We start from the raw sequence: 19990 nt of genomic DNA, 5'->3' as shown, positions 1-19990 counted from the left end.
GACCGTGTCCCGTCCCTTCACCCTCTTCACCGGCCAGTGGGCCGACCTCCCCCTGGAGGAGGTCTGCCGCCTCGCCCGTGACTTCGGCTACGACGGCCTCGAACTCGCCTGTTGGGGCGACCACTTCGAGGTGGACAAGGCGCTGGCGGATCCGTCGTACGTCGACGGCCGCCGCGCCCTCCTGGAGAAGTACGGCCTGAAGTGCTGGGCCATCTCCAACCATCTGGTGGGCCAGGCCGTCTGCGACCATCCGATCGACGAACGCCATCAGGCCATCGTGCCGGCGCGGATCTGGGGCGACGGCGAGCCGGAGGGCGTACGGCGGCGGGCGGCGGGGGAGCTGGCCGACACGGCCCGGGCCGCCGCCGCCCTCGGTGTCGACACCGTCATCGGTTTCACCGGCTCGTCGATCTGGCATCTGGTGGCGATGTTCCCGCCGGTCCCGGAGCGCATGATCGAGCGTGGCTTCGAGGACTTCGCGGAGCGCTGGAACCCGATCCTGGACGTCTTCGACGCCGAGGGCGTGCGCTTCGCCCACGAGGTCCATCCGAGCGAGATCGCGTACGACTACTGGACCACCCGGCGCGCACTGGAAGCAGTGGACCACCGGCCTGCGTTCGGGCTCAACTTCGATCCCAGCCACTTCGTCTGGCAGGACCTGGACCCGGTCGGCTTCCTGTGGGACTTCCGCGACCGGATCTACCACGTGGACTGCAAGGAGGCCCGCAAGCGCCTCGACGGCCGCAACGGGCGACTCGGGTCGCACCTTCCCTGGGGCGACCCGCGGCGCGGCTGGGACTTCGTCTCGGCCGGGCACGGTGATGTGCCCTGGGAGGACGTCTTCCGGATGCTCCGCTCGATCGGCTACGGCGGGCCCGTCTCGGTGGAGTGGGAGGACGCCGGGATGGACCGGCTGACCGGCGCTCCGGAAGCGCTTTCCCATCTCAAGCGCTTCGACTTCGACCCGCCGGCGGCATCCTTCGACGCCGCCTTCGGGGGCGATCGGTAGCCCTCGGACGTTCATGAACGCTGACCGGCGCCCGGTGGCGGCACACGCCACCGGGTCGGTCCGTCCTGCCCGCGAGCGGCTTTGTCCTCTCGCGGTGAAAAGTTCGACAGCACCGACGCACAAGGGCTTTCCGCCGTGGACGAACCCCGCTACGGTCCCTGTGTGCCTGATGTGTACATGACGTAACCGTTGGATTTCGACCAGCGTGACGGCGCACGCCGGTCCCCGGACAACCCGCACACCCGGCCCTACTCCGGAGGACATCCGTGCACAGAAAACGACTCCCACTCAGGAAGTCACTCGCCCTTCTCACCGGCGGTCTGCTCGCCGTCACCTCCTTCGCCCTCGGTGCCCCGCAAGGCTTCGCAGCCGACGCGGACGCCGCCGGCGCCGCGGCAGAGGCCGCCGAGGAGTTCCAGCAGGTCACCCTCGCCAAGGGCGGCGAAGAGGTCGGCGAACCGATGTCGCTCGCCGTACTCCCCGACCGCAGCGTCCTGCACACCTCCCGGGGCGGTGAGCTGCGCCGCACCGACGCCGCCGGCAACACGAAGGTCATCGGCACGATCCCCGTCTACTCCCACGACGAGGAGGGCCTCCAGGGCATCGGGCTCGACCCCGACTTCGCCCAGAACAAGGCCATCTACCTCTACTACGCCCCGCCGCTCGACACCCCCGCCGGCGACGCCCCCAACGACGGAACCGCCGCGGACTTCGCCACGTACGACGGCGTCAACCGACTCTCCCGCTTCACGCTGAAGGCCGACGGCACCCTCGACAACGCCAGCGAGAAGAAGGTCATCGACATCCCCGCCACCCGCGGCATCTGCTGCCACGTCGGCGGCGACATCGACTTCGACGCCCAGGGCAACCTCTACCTCTCGACCGGCGACGACTCCAACCCCTTCGCCTCCGACGGCTTCACGCCCATCGACGAACGCCCCGGCCGCAACCCGGCGTTCGACGCCCGCCGCACCTCCGGCAACACCAACGACCTCCGCGGCAAGATCCTCCGCATCAAGGTCGCCGACGACGGCTCGTACACCGTCCCCGACGGCAACCTCTTCGCGCCCGGCACCGACAAGACCCGCCCCGAGATCTACGCGATGGGCTTCCGCAACCCCTTCCGCTTCAGTGTCGACAAGGCGACCGGCGTGCTGTACGTCGGCGACTACGGCCCCGACGCCGGCGCCGCCGAACCCACGCGCGGACCGGCCGGCCAGGTCGAGTTCGCCCGCATCACGAGGCCCGGCAACTTCGGCTGGCCCTTCTGCACGGGCAACAACGACCCGTACGTCGACTACGACTTCGCCACCAAGGTCTCCAGCGCGACCTTCGACTGCGGGGCGCCCAAGAACGACTCGCCGTACAACACCGGACTCGTCGACCTCCCGCCCGCCGAGCCCGCCTGGATCCCCTACAACGGCGGCTCGGTACCCGAGTTCGGCACCGGATCCGAATCCCCGATGGGCGGACCCGTCTACCGCTACGACGCCGCCTCCACCTCCCCGGTGAAGTTCCCGGAGTCGTACGACGGGGACTTCTTCGCCGGCGAGTTCGGTCGCCGCTGGATCAAGCGCATCGAGCAGGGCGCCGACGGAGCCGTCCAGTCCATCAACCCCGTGCCCTGGACCGGTACCCAGGTCATGGACATGGCCTTCGGTCCGGACGGCGCGCTGTACGTCCTCGACTACGGCACCGCCTGGTTCGGCGGCGACCACAACTCCGGCCTCTACCGCATAGAGAACGCCACCGGCGGCCGCTCCCCGGTGGCCGAGGCGAGCTCCACCAAGACCTCCGGCGTCGCACCCCTGAAGGTCGGCTTCTCCTCCGCAGGCACCACCGACGCGGACGGCGACCCCCTCACGTACAGCTGGGACTTCGGTGACGGCGGCACGTCGACCGCCGCCAACCCGACCTACACCTACCGCAAGAACGGCACGTACACGGCGACCGTGACCGCGAAGGACCCCAGCGGCCGTACCGGCTCCGCCTCCGTCCACGTCGTCGTCGGCAACACCGCGCCCAAGGTCACCCTCGAACTGCCGGCGGAGGGAGCCCTCTTCTCCTTCGGCGACGAGATCCCCTTCAAGGTGACCGTCACCGACCCCGAGGACGGCACGATCGACTGCGCCAAGGTCAAGGTCACCTACGTCCTCGGCCATGACAGCCACGGCCATCCCGTGACCTCCGCCAGCGGCTGCACCGGCACCATCAAGACCTCCGCCGACGGCGGCCACGACGACGACGCCAACATCTTCGCCGTCTTCGACGCCGAGTACACCGACGGCGGAGCCGGCGGCCAGGCCGCCCTCACCACCCACGACCAGGCCAAGCTCCAGCCGCGCCACCGCCAGGCCGAGCACTTCGACGCCCAGAACGGCATCCGGGTGTACGACAAGGCCCCGGCGAACGGCGGACGGACCGTCGGCGACATCAACGACGGCGACTGGATCTCCCTCAAGCCCTACAACCTGAGCGGATCCACCAAGCTCACCGCCCGCGTCTCCTCCGGCGGCGCCGGCGGCTTCCTCGAAGTCCGCACCGGATCGCCCACCGGCCCCCTCCACGGTTCCGCACCCGTACCCGTCACCGGCGGCTGGGAGACCTTCCAGGACATCGACGTACCCCTGCGGAACGTGCCCCGCAGGACCACCGAACTCTTCCTCGTCTTCAAGGGCGGCGCCGGCGCGCTCTACGACGTCGACGACTTCACGCTCTCGAACTCTCCCGTCGACCGGACCGCCAAGCGCGTCCTCGTCTTCTCCCGCACCGCCGGATTCCGGCACGACTCCATCGCCTCCGGCGTCACCGCACTGAAGGAACTCGGCGCCGGCAGCAACATCACCGTCGACGCCACCGAGGAACCCCGCCAGTTCACCACCAACAACCTCGCCCGCTACGACGCCGTCGTCTTCCTCTCGACCACCGGCGACGTTCTCAACGCCGAACAGCAGACCGCCTTCGAGAACTACGTCTCCACCGGCGGCGGTTACATGGGCGTCCACGCCGCCGCCGACACCGAGTACGACTGGGAGTTCTACGGCGGACTCGTCGGCGCCCACTTCGCCTCGCACCCACACATTCAGCCTGCCACCGTCCGCGTCGAGGACCACGACCACCCGGCCACCGCACACCTCGACGGCCCCTGGCAGCGCACCGACGAGTGGTACAACTACCGCACCAACCCCCGCGGTCAGGCCCGGATCCTCGCCACCCTCGACGAGACCACCTACGAGGGCGGCACCATGAAGGGCGACCACCCCATCGCCTGGTGCAAGTCCTACGGCGGCGGACGCTCCTTCTACACCGGCGGCGGCCACACCAAGGAGTCCTACACCGAGCCCGCGTTCCGCCAGCACCTCCTCGGTGGACTGCGCTACGCCACCGGCCAGGTCACGGCCGACTGCCGGCCGCAGACCGGCTACCGCGAGCTCTTCAACGGCGAGACCCGTGAGGGCTGGAAGCAGGCGGGACCCGGCAGCTTCGACGTCGTCGACGGCGAGCTGCGCTCCGTCGGCGGCATGGGGATGCTCTGGTACCAGGCCAAGGAGTTCTCCTCCTACTCCCTCAAGCTCGACTGGAAGACGGCAGGAGACGACAACTCCGGGATCTTCGTGGGCTTCCCCGCCTCCGACGACCCCTGGTCCGCCGTGAACAAGGGCTACGAGATCCAGATCGACGCCACCGACGCCCCCGACCGGACCACCGGAGCCGTCTACGGCTTCAAGTCGGCCGACCTCACGGCACGCGACGCCGTGCTGCGGCCGCCGGGCCAGTGGAACAGCTACGAGATCCGCGTCCAGGGCGAACGGCTCCAGGTGTTCCTCAACGGCGTGAAGATCAACGACTTCACCAACACCGACCCGGTCCGCAGCCTTAAGGACGGCCACATCGGCATCCAGAACCACGGGGCCGACGACCAGGTGTCCTTCCGCAACATCCAGCTCAGGGAGCTCGCCCCGTAGAGCTCCCGCACAGCCGGCGGCGGGCGGGGAGGCGCCGTACCCCCCGCCCGCCGTCTCCACCACCGTCCAGGGAGGCAGGGTCGTGACCACAGGAACACGCACGGGAGTCTGGTTCATCGGAGCGAGAGGCTCCGTGGCCACCACGGCGGTGGCCGGCTGCGCCGCGACCACGGCGGGTCTGCACCCACCGACCGGCATGGTGACCGAGACCGGTCCCTTCTCCGCCGCCGGACTCCCACCCCTGTCCACCCTCGTCTTCGGCGGACACGACACGGCGGCGTGTCCGCTCCCCAAGCGCGCCGAGGAACTCACCGTCGCGGGCGTCCTCCCGCACGGCCTCGCCGCTGCCGTCGCGGCCGAACTGCACGCCGCGGACACGGAGATCCGCCCCGGCGGACCGCTGCCGGGCGACACCCGCGACGAGCAGGAACTCATCACCTCCTTCGCCGCCGATATGACAGACTTCCGGCAGCGGCTGGCATTGAACCGAGTAATCGTCGTGAATGTGGCCTCGACGGAGCCGGCGTCGGGGGGCGCCGAGCTCCCGCCCAGCTCCCTCTACGCGGCCGCCGCACTGCGCGCAGGCTGCCCCTACGTCAACTTCACCCCCTCCACCGGGCTGCTTCACCCCGCCCTCACCGACACCGTCGCTGCGAGCGGACTTCCCCACGCGGGCCGCGACGGCAAGACCGGCCAGACACTCCTGCGCTCCGTCCTCGCCCCGATGTTCCTCCAGCGCGCCCTGACCGTACGGGCCTGGTCCGGCACCAACCTCCTGGGCGGCGGCGACGGCGCCGCCCTCGCGGACCCCGCCGCGGCGGCGGCGAAGAACGCGGGCAAGGAACGCGTGCTCGCGGACGTCCTCGGCCGGGCCCCGGAAGGCGAGGTCCACATCGACGACGTCCCCGCCCTGGGGGAGTGGAAGACGGCCTGGGACCACATCGCCTTCGACGGCTTCCTCGGCTCCCGCATGACCCTCCAGACCACCTGGCAGGGCTGCGACTCCGCCCTCGCCGCCCCGTTGGTGCTCGACCTGGCCCGCCTGACGGCCCGCGCCCACGAGAGGGGCCTCTCCGGCGCCCTGGAGGACCTCGCCTTCTACTTCAAGGACCCCGAGGGCGAGGCCCCCGCGGCGCTGGCGGAACAGTACGCGCGCCTGCTCGCCTTCGCGGGGCGGCTGGGGGATCGCCGGTGAAGGGCCGCGCCGCCTCCTGGGCGGAACTGCTGCGCGTCTCCGCACTGTTCACCGTGCCCGGCGACGCCCTCGCGGGCGCGGCGGCCACCGGCCTGCGACCGAACCGGTCCACTCTCCTCGCCATCGGCTCCTCCCTCTGCCTGTACGAAGCGGGCATGGCGCTCAACGACTGGGCCGACCGCGCCGAGGACGCCGTCGACCGCCCCCACCGCCCGATCCCCTCCGGCCGCATCACCCCCCGCGCAGCCCTCACCGCCTCGGTCGCCCTGACGGCCGCCGGCCTCGGCCTAGCCGCCCGCGCGGGCCGCCCGGCGCTCACGGTCGCCACGGCACTCGCCACGACCGTCTGGGCCTACGACCTCCACCTCAAACACACCCCGGCCGGCCCGGCGGCCATGGCGGGCGCCCGAGCCCTGGACCTCCTCCTCGGCGCTGTCGCGACCTCCGCAACCTCCGCAAGCCCACCCGGAACCCGGTCCCGCGCCGCCGGCCGCACGGGCGCCCCGAATGGCGTCACAGCCCCGACCGACCAGCCGACCCCCGCCGCCCGGCTGACGGCGAGCCCGCGACGCCGCATGCCCACCACGGCCCTCCGTTCAGCCGCCCTGCTGGGCGCCCACATCTATGCGGTCACCGCGGTCTCCCGCCACGAGACCCAGGGCGGCTCGACGCGCACCCCCCTGCTGGCCCTCGCCACGACCCTGGCCGTGGCCGCCGCAGCGGCCGACGCTCCGGCGGACTCGACACCTGACCATCCGGTGGGCTCCACCACGGGCAGCTCGCCCCGCCGTGCCGGGGCGCGAACGCTCGCCGCCCCGGACAGCCGGCCCCGCCCCGCGGAGGCACGCACGCTCACCGCCACAGCCGGCCCCCTCGTCACCGCCGTGCTCGCCGCCGCCTACGCCCGTACCCCCGCCACCCCCCTCCTCCACGCGGCCCTCAACCCGTCACCTCCCCTCACCCAGCGCTCCGTCGGCGCCGGCATCCGTGCCGTGATCCCCCTCCAGGCCACCCTCGCCGCCCGCGCCGGCGCGCCCGGCACCGCCCTCGCCGTCCTCTGCCTCGCCCCGCTCGCCCGCGCCCTCGCCCGGAAGGTCAGCCCCACATGACCAGCCGACCCCCCGCCGTCCGCCTCGGCTACGGCACCAACGGCCTCACGGACCTCCGCCTCGACGATGCCCTCGCCCTCCTCGCCGACCTCGGCTACGACGGCGTCGGACTGACCCTCGACCACATGCACCTCGACCCCCTCGCCCCCGACCTCCCGGCCCGCACCGCCCAGCTGGCCCGGCGCCTCGGATCACTCGGCCTCGGGGTCACCGTCGAGACCGGCGCCCGCTACGTCCTCGACCCGCGCCGGAAGCACGGCCCCTCCCTCCTCGACCCGGACCCCGACGCCCGCGCCGCCCGCACCCGCCTCCTCCTCCGCGCCGTCCGCGTCGCCGCCGACCTCGGTGCCCACGCCGTCCACTGCTTCAGCGGCATCACCCCCACGGCCACCCCCGAGCGGACCGCATGGAAGCGCCTCGCCGAATCCCTCACCCCCGTCCTCGAAGCAGCCGACGCCGCCCGCGTCCCACTGGCCGTCGAACCCGAACCCGGTCACCTCCTCGCCACCCTCGACGACTTCCACACCCTGCGCGGCCTCCTCGGTGATCCGGACCCCCGCCTTCTCGGCCTCACCCTCGACATCGGCCACTGCCAGTGCCTCGAGTCCATGTCCCCGGCCGGCTGCGTCCGTGCCGCCGCCCCGTGGATTCACCACGTCCAGATCGAGGACATGCGACGCGGCGTCCACGAGCACCTCCCGTTCGGCGACGGGGAGATCGACTTCCCGCCCGTCCTCACGGCCCTCGCCGAACTCACCGCCGCCGGGTACCCGGGCCTGACCGTCGTCGAACTGCCCCGCCACTCCCACGCCGGCCCCGAACTCGCCCGCTCCTCCCTCGCGTTCCTGCGCCACCAGCCCACCCCACGGGAGGCCCCGGCATGCTGACCGACTCCGCCCGCGCCTGGCTCGACGAGGCCCTCACCGCCGCCGCAGCGCACACCGCCCTCTGGGAGCTGCGCTTCGCCTCCGCCGGCCGGCACTGCGGCCCCGAGCACGCCGACTCCGCCCGCGTCCTCCTCCTCAAGGCGGCCCGCGCCGACACGGCCGTCCTCACCCGCCTCTACCACCAGGGCTCCACCGCCGAACGCCGCGCCGTCCTCCTCTCCCTCCCCTCACTCGTCACGGGCCCGGAGGCCCTGCCCCTGGTCGAGGACGCCCTGCGCACCAACGACACCACCCTTCTCACCGCCGCCCTCGGCCCCTACGCCGCCTCCCATCTCGCCCCGCACACCTGGCGCCACGCCGTCCTCAAGTGCCTCTTCACCGGCGTCCCCGTCGACGTCGTCGCCGACCTGCCCCACCGGGCCCGCGGCGACGCCGAACTCGCCCGGATGCTCACCGACTACGCCGCCGAACGCACCGCCGCCGGCCGCCCCGTACCAGCCGACCTCCACCGCGTCCTCTCCCTCACCGCCCCCACCGAGGAGTCCTGATGCGCATCTTCGACCCCCACATCCACATGTCCTCGCGCACCACCGACGACTACCGGGCGATGTACGACGCCGGCGTCCGCGCCCTGGTCGAACCCTCCTTCTGGCTCGGCCAGCCCCGCACCTCACCCGCCTCCTTCCTCGACTACTTCGACTCCCTCCTCGGCTGGGAACCCTTCCGCGCCGCCCAGTACGGCATCGCCCACCACTGCACCCTCGCCCTCAACCCCAAAGAGGCCAACGACCCCCGCTGCACCCCCGTTCTCGACGCCCTGCCCCGCTACCTCGTCAAGGACAACGTCGTCGCCGTCGGCGAGATCGGCTACGACTCCATGACCCCGGCCGAGGACACCGCCCTCGCCGCCCAGCTCCAGCTCGCCGCCGACCACGGCCTGCCCGCCCTCGTCCACACCCCGCACCGCGACAAGCTCGCCGGCCTGCGCCGCACCCTCGACGTCGTCCGCGAATCCGCACTCACCCCGGACCGCGTCCTGCTCGACCACCTCAACGAGACCACCGTCAAGGAAGCCGCCGACAGCGGCGCCTGGCTCGGCTTCTCCATCTACCCCGACACCAAGATGGACGAGGACCGCATGGTCGCCGTCCTCAAGGACCACGGCATGGAGCGCGTCCTCGTGAACTCGGCCGCCGACTGGGGCAAGAGCGATCCGCTCAAGACCCGCAAGGTCGGCGACGCCATGCTCGCCGCCGGATTCTCCGCCGACGACGTCGACCAGGTGCTGTGGCGCAACCCCGTCGCCTTCTACGGCCTCAGCGGCCGCCTCCGGCTCGACCCCCCTTCACCCGACACCTCCCATCAGGGCAACTCCATCCTGCGCGGCGGGGAATGAGGCGGGCCCGCCGATGCGCTTCCGCCACCCCGACGGCTCCACCGTCCACCTCGCCTACTGCACCAACGTCCACCCCGCCGAGACCCTCGAAGGGGTCCTCGCCCAACTCCGCGACCACTGCGAACCCGTCCGCCGGCGCCTCGGCCGCGACCGGCTCGGCATCGGCCTCTGGCTCGCCCGGGACGCCGCCCGCTCCCTGCTCACCGACCCGGCCTCCCTGCGCGCCCTGCGCGCCGAGATCGACCGCCGCGGCCTCGAGGTCGTCACCCTCAACGGCTTCCCCTACGAGGGCTTCGGCGCCGAAGAGGTCAAGTACCGCGTCTACCAGCCGGACTGGACCCGCTCCGAACGTCTCGCCCACACCACCGACCTGGCCCGCCTCCTCGCCGCCCTCCTCCCCGACGACATCAACGACGGCACCATCTCCACGCTGCCGATCGCCTGGCGCACCCCCTTCGACTCCCGCGCCGCGGACACTGCCCACACCGCCCTGACCACCCTCGCCGAACGCCTCGACGCCCTTGAGGAACTCACCGGGAAGTCCGTCCGGATCGGACTCGAGCCGGAACCCGGCTGCACCATCGAGACCACAGCGGACGCGATCGCCCCGCTCACCGCCCTCTCAAGCCCCCGCATCGGCGTCTGCGTCGACACCTGCCATCTCGCCACCTCCTTCGAAGATCCGCACACCGCGCTGAACGCCCTCGGCGCCGCCGACGTCCCCGTCGTCAAGACCCAGCTCTCGGCCGCCCTGCACGCCGAGCACCCCCACCTCCCCGAGGTCCGCGCCGCGCTGGCCGAGTTCGCCGAACCCCGCTTCCTCCACCAGACCCGCACCCGGACCGCCGCGGGACTACGCGGCACCGACGACCTGCCCGAAGCCCTCGCGGGCCGCTCGCTCCCCGACGGCGCCCCCTGGCGCGCCCACTTCCACGTCCCCCTGCACGCCCCACCGGCGCCCCCGCTCACCTCCACCCTTCCCGTACTCCGGACGGCGCTCGCCCTGCTCGTCGGCGGCCCCCGACCGCGCACCCACCACCTGGAGGTCGAGACCTACACCTGGCAGGCACTCCCGGCCGACCGGCGCCCCCGCACCCGCGCCCGCCTCGCGGACGGCATCGCAGCCGAACTCGCCCTGGCCCGTGACCTGTTGACCGACCTCGGCCTCAAGGAGCTCCCATGACCAGCCCCCGGAGCGACACCCGACCCACCCCCCTTCTGGTCCTCGACGTCGTCGGTCTCACCCCCCGCCTCCTGGAGCACATGCCCCGCCTCCGGGCCCTCGGCCGAACCGGCTCACAAGCCGCTCTCTCCACCGTCCTGCCGGCCGTCACCTGTACCGCCCAGTCCACCTTCCTCACCGGCACCCTCCCGTCCGAACACGGCATCGTCGCCAACGGCTGGTACTTCAGAGAACTCGGCGACGTCCTCCTGTGGCGCCAGCACAACGGCCTCGTCTCCGGCGACAAACTCTGGGACGCCGCCCGGCGCGCCCACCCCGGCTACACCGTGGCCAACATCTGCTGGTGGTACGCCATGGGCGCGGACACCGACATCACCGTCACCCCCCGCCCCGTCTACTACGCCGACGGCCGCAAGGAACCCGACTGCTACACCCGGCCCCCGGCCCTCCACGACGAACTCACCGAAAAACTCGGCACCTTCCCCCTCTTCCACTTCTGGGGCCCGGGAGCGGACCTGGTCTCCAGCCGGTGGATCATCGACGCCACCCGCCACATCCTGCGCACCCGCCACCCCGACCTGGCCCTCTGCTACGTTCCGCACCTCGACTACGACCTCCAGCGGTACGGCCCGGACGACCCGCGCGCCTTCCACGCGGCGGCCGAACTCGACACCGCTCTCGCCCCCCTTCTCGACGACGCCCTGGCCGAAGGCCGGACGATCGTCGCCCTCTCCGAGTACGGCATCACCCGTGTGAACCGTCCCGTCGACATCAACCGCGCCCTGCGCCGCGCAGGTCTGCTGGAGGTCCACACCCAGGACGGCATGGAGTACCTGGACCCGATGACCTCCCGCGCCTTCGCGGTCGCCGACCACCAACTCGCCCATGTCTACGTCCGACGCCCCGAAGACCTGGACGCCGTCCGCGAGACCCTCGCCGGACTCCCCGGCATCGAGCGACTCCTCGACGACGAGGGCAAGAAGGAGCACGGCCTCGACCACCCCCGCTCCGGGGAACTCGTCGCCCTCGCCGATCCCGACGCCTGGTTCACGTACTACTACTGGCTCGACGACGCCAAGGCGCCCGACTTCGCCCAGCTCGTCGAGATCCACCGCAAACCCGGCTACGACCCCGTCGAGCTGTTCATGGACCCGCACGATCCATACGTACGGATCAAGGCGGCGAAGGCGATCGCCCGCAAGAAGCTCGGTATGCGCTACCGGCTGGCGGTGGTCCCCCTCGACCCCTCACCTATTCGCGGCAGCCATGGCCGCCTCCCCACGAGCGATGACGAAAGTCCGCTCATTCTGTGCTCCACCCCCCGCGCTGTAAGCGGCCGTGTCGCGGCCACCGATGTGAAGTCCCTCTTGCTCCGACTGGCCGGTCTCCACTGACCGGACTCCAGTGAAGCAGACCCGACCGACAACGAGGAGTTATCCACAGATGAGCCGCACCCGCCGTATCCACAGCACCCCCGCCGACCCCGAACTCACCCACAAGCTCAGCAGACGGAACATGCTCGGCGTCGCCGCCGGCGCCACCGCCGCAGCTCTCCTCGGCGCGACAGCCCCCACCGCGGCCGCCGCGGAAGCCGGAGCCGAGGCCGTGGCCGCCGACCGAGGCCACGGCCGTCCCGTCCTGCCTCCCGGCCGCCTCGGCATCCAGCTCTACTCCCTGCGCGACAAGGTGGCCACGCTCGGCTTCGCCGCCGTCTTCGCCGAGCTGAAGAAATACGGCTACGACGAGGTCGAGTTCGCCGGCTACAGCCAGGGCTCGGCCGGCCCCATCACCCTCGCCGAACTGAAGAAGCTCACCCGCGACCACGGCCTGCGCGGCATCGGCAGCCACGTCGGCTACTCCTCCTCCGACCCCGCCGCGTACACCTTCGCCCAGAACCTCGACCGCGTCCTCGACGACGCCCAGGCCCTCGGCCTCCCGCACATCGGCACCGCCTCCGGCCCCTGGCGCTACGGCGCCACCGTCGACGGCTGGAAGCGCTGCGCCGAGGAGTTCAACCACTACGGCGCCGAGGCGAAGAAGCGCGGCATGAAGTTCTACCAGCACAACCACGCCGAGGAGTTCTCCTTCGCCACCGACCGCCCGGACGTCCGCCTCTACGACGTCCTGCTCGCCGAGACCGACCCCGAGCTGGTCCACCTCGAAATGGACATCTACTGGGCGCACGTCGCCCAGTTCCGCTTCTCCCGCCGCGTCGACGGCACCCCCGCCCCCTTCGACCCGCTCGACTACGTCCTCGACCAGCCCCACCGCTATCCGCTCTTCCACGTCAAGGACGGCGAACACGACGACTCCGTCCGCGACGGCTACCGTATGGCGGACGTCGGGGACGGAGACATCGACTACCGGCGCTTCATCTCGGCGGTGAACCGCACCCAGCACGGGTACCGCTCCCACCACTGGCAGGCCGAACACGACAACCCGGTCGAGTCGTTCGCCTTCGCCCGCAAGTCCAGCGCGCACCTCCACTCCCTGCGCGAGAAGGACTGCTGACCAGGGCGGCCACCCCGCTCACGCGTCCCGGCTGATCGGCCGCGGGTTCGCCGCCACCCGGCGGGCCCGCGGCCGTCCCGGCGGATGCAGGAAGATCGCCACGAAGCCGGCGAACAGCGAGATCGACCCGGCGAGCAGGAACGCGCCCGAGTAGTCCCAGGCCGCGACCACGACCGCGCCCATGCCCGAGCCGAGCAGCCCCGACACCAGCTTGGAGCTGTAGACCAGGCCGTAGTTGGAGGCGTTGTTGTTCTCCCCGAAGTAGTCGGCCGTCATCGCCGCGAACATCGGGAAGATCGCACCGCCACCGAAGCCGGAGATGCTCGAGAACACCAGGAACAGCGGCAGGTTGTGGATCGTGCCGGACCACAGGATGCCGTACTGGGCGAGACCGAGGACGATGCAGACGAAGATGAGGCACTGCTTGCGGCCGTAGCGGTCGGAGAGCCAGCCGATCACGCCGCGCCCGGTGCCGTTCACGATCGCCTTCAGCGACATCGCGGTCGCCACGATCCCGCCCGCGAAGCCCGCCTCGTCGCCGAACGGCACCTGGAAGGCGATCCCGAAGATGTTGACGCCCGAGGTGCACAGCAGACAGAACCACATCAGCGCGACCCGCCCGGTCCGCCAGGCCTCGATCGGCGTGTACTGCTTCACCGCCGGCGGGTTCTTGTCCAGCGCCCTGCGTGCCCGCGGGTCGTCCGGCTTCCGCAGCGGATCCACCTGCGCCGGCCACCAGTTCTTCGGCGGGTCCTGGAAGAAGTACCCCGCCACGGCCACCATCGCCGCCAGGAAGAGCCCGACGGCCACCAGCACCCAGCGGAAGTTCGTCAGATCCATGTATCCGGTGAAGATGAAGACGAACGGCACCGACCCGTACGCGAATCCGCCGTTGACGAACCCCGTCTTCCCGCCCTTCCGCTCCGGATACCACTTGCCGACCATGTTGACGCAGGTCGCGTAGACCATGCCCGCGCCCATGCCACTGAACATGCCGAAGCCGATGTACGCGACGACCACATGGGGCGCGTACGCGAGGGAGACGTAGCCGAGCAGGGTGCCGACGGCGCCCAGCATCATCGCCCAGCGGGCCGGCAGCTTCCCGCTCTCACGCAGCTTGCCGGCCGGGAAGGCCACCGCGGCCTGGAAGAACACCCAGACCCCGAGCATCCAGAAGATGTGCGCGCTGCTCCAGCTGTGCGCGGTGTGCAGGGTCTCCTCGGCGGAGGCGAACGCGTACTCCGCCGAGCTGATGCCCATCATGCCCACCCAGGGCAGGATGACCATCCACTTGCGTGTGCGGCCCATCAGGTCGATGTCGGACTCGCCCAGCCGGTATGTGCGGCCGTTGGCGTCCGTCACCTCCCTGTAGGGGAGGGAGGTGGTGATGTCGGTTGTCGTCATGGAGATCGAACCCCTTGCGTGGAAGAAGTCTGGCCAGCGCCCCCTGTCCGTTCCCTTCGCACCGGGGCTCGCGGCGAGCGGTCACCGCGAGCCCCGTGGGTCGAGCTGTCGCTCAGCTCATCGACCGCCCCCCAACCCCGCCCTCGTCCAGCAGCCCCGCCGCCCGGGCCCACCGGTACTTCGCACCGAGCACCGCCACGGGCAGCTCGGTCGTGTACGGATAGGCCACGACGCCCCGCTCGAAGAGGTACTGGCAGGCCTCCTCGACCTCGACGTCGCCCGCGAGCGAGGCCACCACCGGCTTCTCGATGCCCCGCTCCCGGAACTCCGCCACCACGCGCGCGGTGAGCTCGGCGAAGACCATCGGGGGAGTGACGATGGTGTGCCAGTAGCCGAGGACGAGCGCGTGGATCCGTGGATCCTCCAGGCCGAGCCTGATCGTGGCCTCGTACGTCGACGGCGGCTCGCCGCCCGTGATGTCGATGGGGTTGCCGGACGCCCCGAAGGGCGGGATGAACGCCTTGAAGGCGGCGTCCAGGTCGTCCGGGATCTCCATCAGCCGCAGTCCGTTGTCGACGATCGCGTCCGACAGCAGCACCCCCGACCCGCCGGCGCCGGTGATGACGACCACGTTGTCCCCCCGCGGAGCCGGCAGGACGGGCAGGGCCCGCGCGTACTCCAGCATGTCGCTCAGCCCCGGGGCCCGGATCACCCCCGCCTGCCGCAGGATGTCGTCGTACACCGCGTCGTCACCCGCGAGCGCGCCCGTGTGCGAGCCCGCCGCCTTCGCCCCGGCGCTGGTCCGCCCCGCCTTGAGGACGACCACCGGCTTCTTCGGCACCGTCAGCCTGGCCGCCTCGACGAAGGCCCGCCCGTCCTTGAGGTCCTCCAGGTGCATGGCGATGCACTCGGTACGGGGATCCTCGCCGAACCAGGTCAGCAGATCGTCCTCGTCGATGTCCGACTTGTTGCCGAGCCCGACGATGGCCGACACTCCCGTCCGCGTGGTGCGGGCGAAGCCGAGGATCGCCATCCCGATCCCGCCCGACTGCGAGGTCAGTGCCACGCCACCCTTGACGTCGTACGGGGTGCAGAAGGTGGCGCACAGGTCCTGCCAGGTCGAGTAGTACCCGTAGATGTTCGGACCCAGGAGCCGAATTCCGTACCGCTCGGCCACGGCGACGATCTCGTCCTGGAGCGCGTGCTCACCTGTTTCGGCGAAGCCGGACGGAATGAGCACCGCGTTGGGGATGCCCTTGCGACCCACCTCCTCCAGCGCCGACGCCACGAACGGAGCGGGGATCGCGAAGACCGCCACATCCACCTCACCGGGAACGTCCGTGACACTCTTGTACGCCTTGCGGCCCAGAATGTCATCGGCCCGGGGGTTCACCGGATGGATCTCGCCCGGGAAGCCGCCGTCGATGAGGTTGCGCATCACCGAATTGCCGATCTTCCCCTGCTCGTTGGAGGCCCCGATCACGGCCACCGCACTCGGCTGCATCAGCCGCCGCATCGACCGCAGGATCTCCTCACGGCCGAACGTCCGGCGTGGTGTGGGTACTTCGGTGGCGAGGATGACGCGGATGTCGGCCGCCGTCGCGCCCTCGGGCGTGGCGATCACCGGGTTCAGGTCGACCTCGGCGATCTCCGGGAAGTCGGTGACCAGTCGGGACACGCGCCGGATCTGCTCGGCGAGCGCCCACCGGTCCACGGCCGGCGCCCCGCGCACTCCGCGCAGGATCTCCGCCGCTCGGATCGAGTCGAGCATCGACGCCGCCTCGTCGGCGGAGACCGGCGCGAGCCGGAAGGTGACGTCCTTCAGTACCTCCACCAGCACTCCGCCGAGCCCGAAGGCGACGACCTTCCCGAAGGCCGGATCGGTGACGGCCCCGACGATGACCTCCTGGCCGGGCGGGAGCAGCTGCTGCACCTGGACCCCGTCGATGCGGGCGTCCGGAGTGTAGGCTCGGGCGTTCTCGACGATCCGGCAGAACGCCTCACGGACCTGCGACGGGCCCTCCACGCCGACGACCACGCCACCCGCGTCGGTCTTGTGCAGGATGTCGGGGGAGACGATCTTCAGGACCACCTTGCCGCCGAGCCGGTCTGCCTGGGCCACCGCCTCGTCGACGTCGCGGGCGAGTGCCTCGCCGGGCACGGCGATCCCGTACGCGTCGGCGATCACCTTCCCCTCGGGCGCGGTGAGCGCGGTCCGTCCCTCGGCCCGTACGGTGTCGAGCACCTCCCGTACCGCCCGCTGATCGAAGCTGTGCGCTGTGCTCCGTGCTGTGCTCTGCGCCATGACTAGATCACCCCGCTTGTCTTCAGCAGCCGCAGCTCCTCGTCTCCGAGCCCGAGCTCGCCGATGTACACCTCTTCGTTGTGCTCGCCGAGCAGCGGTGATGTGACCACGTCCACCGGGGAGTCGGAGAGCTTGAGCGGGGAGCCGACCGTGGTGAAGCTGCCGCGTTCGGGGTGGGCGACCTCGACCACCATCTCGTTGGCGACCAGCGAGGCGTCCTCGATGATCTCCTTCGTGGACAGGATCGGACCGCACGGAATGCCGCGGGCGTTCAGCAGCTCCAGCACCTCCCACTTGGGCAGGGTCGAGGACCATTCCTCGATCAGCTGGAACATCTTGGAGAGTTGGGGCAGCCGGGCCTCCGGCGTCGCCCATTCCGGGTCCCCGGCGAGCTCGGGCCGGCCGATCAGCTCCGCGATCGGGGCCCAGCCGACGGGCTGGACGATGACGTACACGTAGTCGTTCGGACCACCGGGGGCGCACCGCACCGCCCACCCCGGCTGGCCTCCGCCGGAAGCATTACCCGAACGGGGGACTTCCTCGCCGAAATCTTCGTTGGGATACTCGGAGAGCGGTCCGTGGGACAACCTCTGCTGGTCCCGCAGCTTCACCCGGCACAGATTCAGCACCGCGTGCTGCATCGCGACGTTCACCCGCTGCCCCCGCCCGGTGTTCTCGCGCTGGAAGAGCGCCGCGAGGATCCCGGCCACGGCGTGGACGCCGGTGCCGGAGTCACCGATCTGGGCGCCCGTCGCCAGCGGCGGCCCGTCCTCGAACCCCGTGGTGGCCATCGAGCCGCCCATGGCCTGAGCGACGACCTCGTACGCCTTGAAGTCGGTGTACGGGCCGTCCCCGAACCCCTTGATGGAGGCATAGACGATTCGTGGATTGATCTCCTGGATGCGCTCCCAGGTGAAGCCCATCCGGTCCACGGCCCCCGGGCCGAAGTTCTCGACCATGACGTCGCTGCGGCGGATCAGCTCGGTGAGGAGCTCCTTGCCGCGTTCGGTCTTGGTGTTGAGGGTGATGCTCCGTTTGTTGCAGTTGAGCATCGTGAAGTAGAGCGAGTCGACGTCCGGGATGTCCCGCAGCTGCTTGCGGGTGATGTCACCGGACGGAGCCTCCAGCTTCACCACGTCCGCGCCGAGCCAGGCGAGCAGCTGGGTGGCGGACGGACCGGACTGCACATGCGTCATGTCGAGGACGCGGATGCCTTCGAGAGCCTTGGTCATGATGAAGACCCCTCACTTGTACATGGTCTGGTTCATGGTTCCGGGTGCGTACGCGTCGGGGTCGACCCAGACGTTGATCAGGGAGGGCAGCCCGGACTCGCGGGCGCGGCGCAGCGCCGGGCCGATGTCGGCGGGGTCCCGCACCTCCTCGCCGTAACCGCCCAGCATCTGCGCGAACTTGTCGTAATGGACGTCACCGAGGGTGTTGCCGACCCGCTCGCGTTCCAGGCCGTACTTCTGGGCCTGGCCGTAACGGATCTGGTTCATCGAGGAGTTGTTGCCGACGATGCCGACGAAGGGGAGGTCGTAGCGGACGAGGGTCTCGAAGTCCCAGCCGGTGAGGGAGAACGCGCCGTCACCGAAGAGCGCCACCACCTCCTTGTCCGGCCGCGCCTGCTTGGCGGCGAGGACGAAGGGGATGCCGACACCGAGCGTGCCGAGCGGCCCCGGGTCCATCCAGTGCCCGGGTGACTTGGGCTGCACGACCTGACCGGAGAAGGTGACGATGTCCCCGCCGTCTCCGATGTAGATGGAGTCCTCGGTCAGGAAGTCGTGGATCTCGCTGACCAGACGGTACGGGTGGATCGGCGAGGAGTCCGAGCGCAGCTGCGGCAACCGCTTGTCCAGCGCGGTCTGCTCGGCGGTGCGCAGCTCCTCGAGCCACGCCTTGCGCTTGATGGCGCCGCCGTTGAGCCGGCCGCTCGCCGCCTCCGTCGCCGACTTCAGGATCAGCCCCGCGTCGCCGACGATCCCGAGGTCGATGTCCCGGTTCTTGCCGACGGTCCGGTAGTCCAGGTCGATCTGGACGACGGTGGCGTCCGGGGAGAGCCGCTTGCCGTAGCCCATCCGGAAGTCGAAGGGGGTGCCGACGATGACGATGACATCCGCGTTGGAGAAGGCGTAACGCCGGGAGAGCTGGAAGTGGTGCGGATCGCCGGGCGGCAGCGTGCCCCGCCCCGCCCCGTTCATGTACGCGGGGATGTTGAGCGTCCGTACGAGCTCGACGGCCGCGTCCGTGGCCCGCGTCGTCCAGACCTGGCTTCCCAGCAGGATCGCCGGCTTCTCGGCGTGCACCAGCAGATCGGCGAGCCGCTCGACCGCCGCGGGGTCGCCGGCGCTGCGGGTGGACGCCCGGTACTGCCCGGCCTCGGGCACCCGCGCCTTCTCCACCGGGACGCTGGCGTCCAGGACGTCGCGCGGGATCTCCAGGAAGGAGGGCCCCGGCGCGCCGTGGTAGCACTCACGGAACGCCATGGAGACCATGTCCGCCGCCCGCGCCGTGTCCGGCACGGTCGCGGCGAACTTGGTGATGGGCGTCATCATGTCGACGTGCGGCAGGTCCTGCAGCGAGCCCATCTTGTGCTGGGTGTGGGCTCCCTGACCACCGATCAGGAGCATGGGCGATTCGGCGCGGAAGGCGTTGGCGACGCCGGTGACCGCGTCGGTGGTCCCGGGCCCCGCGGTGACCACCGCGCAGCCGGGCTTGCCGGTGATCCGGGCGTAGCCGTCGGCGGCGTGCGCGGCCACCTGTTCATGGCGTACGTCGACGACTTCGATGCCCTCGTCGACACAGCCGTCGTAGATGTCGATGATGTGGCCGCCGCAGAGCGTGTAGATGCGGTCGACGCCTTCCGCCTTGAGGGCCTTGGCGACCAGATGTCCACCGGAGATGCGTTCTTGCTGAGGCTGCTGGCTGTCGTCGGGCATGGCGAAGTCCTGTCCCTTCGTAGGGGGTTGAGGTGCTGTCGCGGTCGATTGCATACAGTCGACGAATACTGTATGAAGCTTGTTATC

General features: G+C 70.8%; 14 protein-coding genes. 10 read left to right on the top strand and 4 right to left on the bottom strand.

From position 1 onward, the window contains the following. The first annotated feature begins 4 nt into the window (after positions 1 to 4). From ACFV9D_RS18015 to ACFV9D_RS17970, 10 genes are all read left to right on the top strand, one after another. Positions 5 to 1009 (top strand): sugar phosphate isomerase/epimerase family protein, encoded by a 1005-nt coding sequence (locus ACFV9D_RS18015; RefSeq protein WP_385146560.1) that lies wholly within the window; start codon positions 5 to 7, stop codon positions 1007 to 1009. A gap of 266 nt (positions 1010 to 1275) precedes the next feature. Further along, on the top strand, positions 1276 to 4974 hold the full coding sequence (locus tag ACFV9D_RS18010) for a ThuA domain-containing protein (RefSeq protein ID WP_385146558.1): 3699 nt from the start codon (positions 1276 to 1278) through the stop codon (positions 4972 to 4974). A gap of 82 nt (positions 4975 to 5056) precedes the next feature. Continuing rightward, the gene (locus ACFV9D_RS18005) at positions 5057 to 6169 is read left to right on the top strand and encodes an inositol-3-phosphate synthase (protein WP_385146556.1); all 1113 of its coding nucleotides are present in this window, start codon (positions 5057 to 5059) and stop codon (positions 6167 to 6169) included. Further along, entirely contained in the window at positions 6166 to 7278 is a 1113-nt protein-coding gene (locus tag ACFV9D_RS18000; RefSeq protein WP_385146554.1) for an SCO3242 family prenyltransferase, read from the top strand. The genes ACFV9D_RS18005 and ACFV9D_RS18000 overlap by 4 nt, the downstream gene beginning before the upstream one ends. Continuing rightward, a complete protein-coding gene (locus ACFV9D_RS17995; RefSeq protein WP_385146552.1) occupies positions 7275 to 8165 on the top strand; it encodes a sugar phosphate isomerase/epimerase family protein in 891 nt (296 codons plus the stop codon). The genes ACFV9D_RS18000 and ACFV9D_RS17995 overlap by 4 nt, the downstream gene beginning before the upstream one ends. Then, positions 8159 to 8713 carry an EboA domain-containing protein gene (locus ACFV9D_RS17990; RefSeq protein ID WP_385146550.1) on the top strand — a complete coding sequence of 185 codons (555 nt, stop codon included), beginning with the start codon at positions 8159 to 8161 and terminating at the stop codon, positions 8711 to 8713. Before ACFV9D_RS17995 ends, ACFV9D_RS17990 begins: the two co-directional genes overlap by 7 nt. Then, positions 8713 to 9561, top strand: a complete 849-nt coding sequence (locus tag ACFV9D_RS17985) for a TatD family hydrolase (protein WP_385146548.1) — start codon at positions 8713 to 8715, stop codon at positions 9559 to 9561. Before ACFV9D_RS17990 ends, ACFV9D_RS17985 begins: the two co-directional genes overlap by 1 nt. A 13-nt stretch (positions 9562 to 9574) precedes the next feature. After that, positions 9575 to 10744: a metabolite traffic protein EboE gene (gene eboE / locus ACFV9D_RS17980; RefSeq protein WP_385146546.1), complete on the top strand. Its 1170-nt coding sequence runs from the start codon at positions 9575 to 9577 to the stop codon at positions 10742 to 10744. Then, on the top strand, positions 10741 to 12138 hold the full coding sequence (locus tag ACFV9D_RS17975; RefSeq protein WP_385146544.1) for an alkaline phosphatase family protein: 1398 nt from the start codon (positions 10741 to 10743) through the stop codon (positions 12136 to 12138). The genes eboE and ACFV9D_RS17975 overlap by 4 nt, the downstream gene beginning before the upstream one ends. A 49-nt stretch (positions 12139 to 12187) precedes the next feature. Next, positions 12188 to 13255 (top strand): sugar phosphate isomerase/epimerase family protein, encoded by a 1068-nt coding sequence (locus ACFV9D_RS17970; RefSeq protein ID WP_385146542.1) that lies wholly within the window; start codon positions 12188 to 12190, stop codon positions 13253 to 13255. A gap of 18 nt (positions 13256 to 13273) precedes the next feature. Here ACFV9D_RS17970 and ACFV9D_RS17965 read toward each other — a convergent pair whose 3' ends face one another. The 4 genes from ACFV9D_RS17965 to ACFV9D_RS17950 all read right to left on the bottom strand — a co-directional run bounded on the left by ACFV9D_RS17965 (position 13274) and on the right by ACFV9D_RS17950 (position 19903). Beyond that, on the bottom strand, positions 13274 to 14659 hold the full coding sequence (locus ACFV9D_RS17965; RefSeq protein WP_385146540.1) for an OFA family MFS transporter: 1386 nt from the start codon (positions 14657 to 14659) through the stop codon (positions 13274 to 13276). 112 nt (positions 14660 to 14771) lie between these two features. Then, positions 14772 to 16964, bottom strand: coding sequence for an acetate--CoA ligase family protein (locus ACFV9D_RS17960; RefSeq protein ID WP_385146538.1), 2193 nt, complete (start codon positions 16962 to 16964; stop codon positions 14772 to 14774). A 2-nt stretch (positions 16965 to 16966) separates the two neighbouring features. Then, on the bottom strand, positions 16967 to 18196 hold the full coding sequence (gene frc / locus ACFV9D_RS17955; protein ID WP_385146536.1) for a formyl-CoA transferase: 1230 nt from the start codon (positions 18194 to 18196) through the stop codon (positions 16967 to 16969). A gap of 12 nt (positions 18197 to 18208) precedes the next feature. Further along, positions 18209 to 19903, bottom strand: a complete 1695-nt coding sequence (locus tag ACFV9D_RS17950; RefSeq protein WP_385146534.1) for a thiamine pyrophosphate-binding protein — start codon at positions 19901 to 19903, stop codon at positions 18209 to 18211. Positions 19904 to 19990: the final 87 nt, after the last annotated feature.

It is taken from the genome of Streptomyces sp. NPDC059875, from assembly GCF_042731085.1.
Taxonomy (GTDB): domain Bacteria; phylum Actinomycetota; class Actinomycetes; order Streptomycetales; family Streptomycetaceae; genus Streptomyces.
This window is presented reverse-complemented; position numbering and strand designations above follow the sequence as displayed.

Excerpts from the sequence above, each read along its gene's own strand:
- frc (WP_385146536.1), bottom strand. The coding sequence starts at position 18,196 with ATGACCAAGGCTCTCGAAGGCATCCGCGTCCTCGACATGACGCATGTG.
- ACFV9D_RS17975 (WP_385146544.1), top strand. The coding sequence starts at position 10,741 with ATGACCAGCCCCCGGAGCGACACCCGACCCACCCCCCTTCTGGTCCTC.
- ACFV9D_RS17995 (WP_385146552.1), top strand. The coding sequence starts at position 7,275 with ATGACCAGCCGACCCCCCGCCGTCCGCCTCGGCTACGGCACCAACGGC.
- ACFV9D_RS17985 (WP_385146548.1), top strand. The coding sequence starts at position 8,713 with ATGCGCATCTTCGACCCCCACATCCACATGTCCTCGCGCACCACCGAC.
- ACFV9D_RS17965 (WP_385146540.1), bottom strand. The coding sequence starts at position 14,659 with ATGACGACAACCGACATCACCACCTCCCTCCCCTACAGGGAGGTGACG.
- eboE (WP_385146546.1), top strand. The coding sequence starts at position 9,575 with ATGCGCTTCCGCCACCCCGACGGCTCCACCGTCCACCTCGCCTACTGC.
- ACFV9D_RS17950 (WP_385146534.1), bottom strand. The coding sequence starts at position 19,903 with ATGCCCGACGACAGCCAGCAGCCTCAGCAAGAACGCATCTCCGGTGGA.
- ACFV9D_RS17970 (WP_385146542.1), top strand. The coding sequence starts at position 12,188 with ATGAGCCGCACCCGCCGTATCCACAGCACCCCCGCCGACCCCGAACTC.
- ACFV9D_RS17990 (WP_385146550.1), top strand. The coding sequence starts at position 8,159 with ATGCTGACCGACTCCGCCCGCGCCTGGCTCGACGAGGCCCTCACCGCC.
- ACFV9D_RS17960 (WP_385146538.1), bottom strand. The coding sequence starts at position 16,964 with ATGGCGCAGAGCACAGCACGGAGCACAGCGCACAGCTTCGATCAGCGG.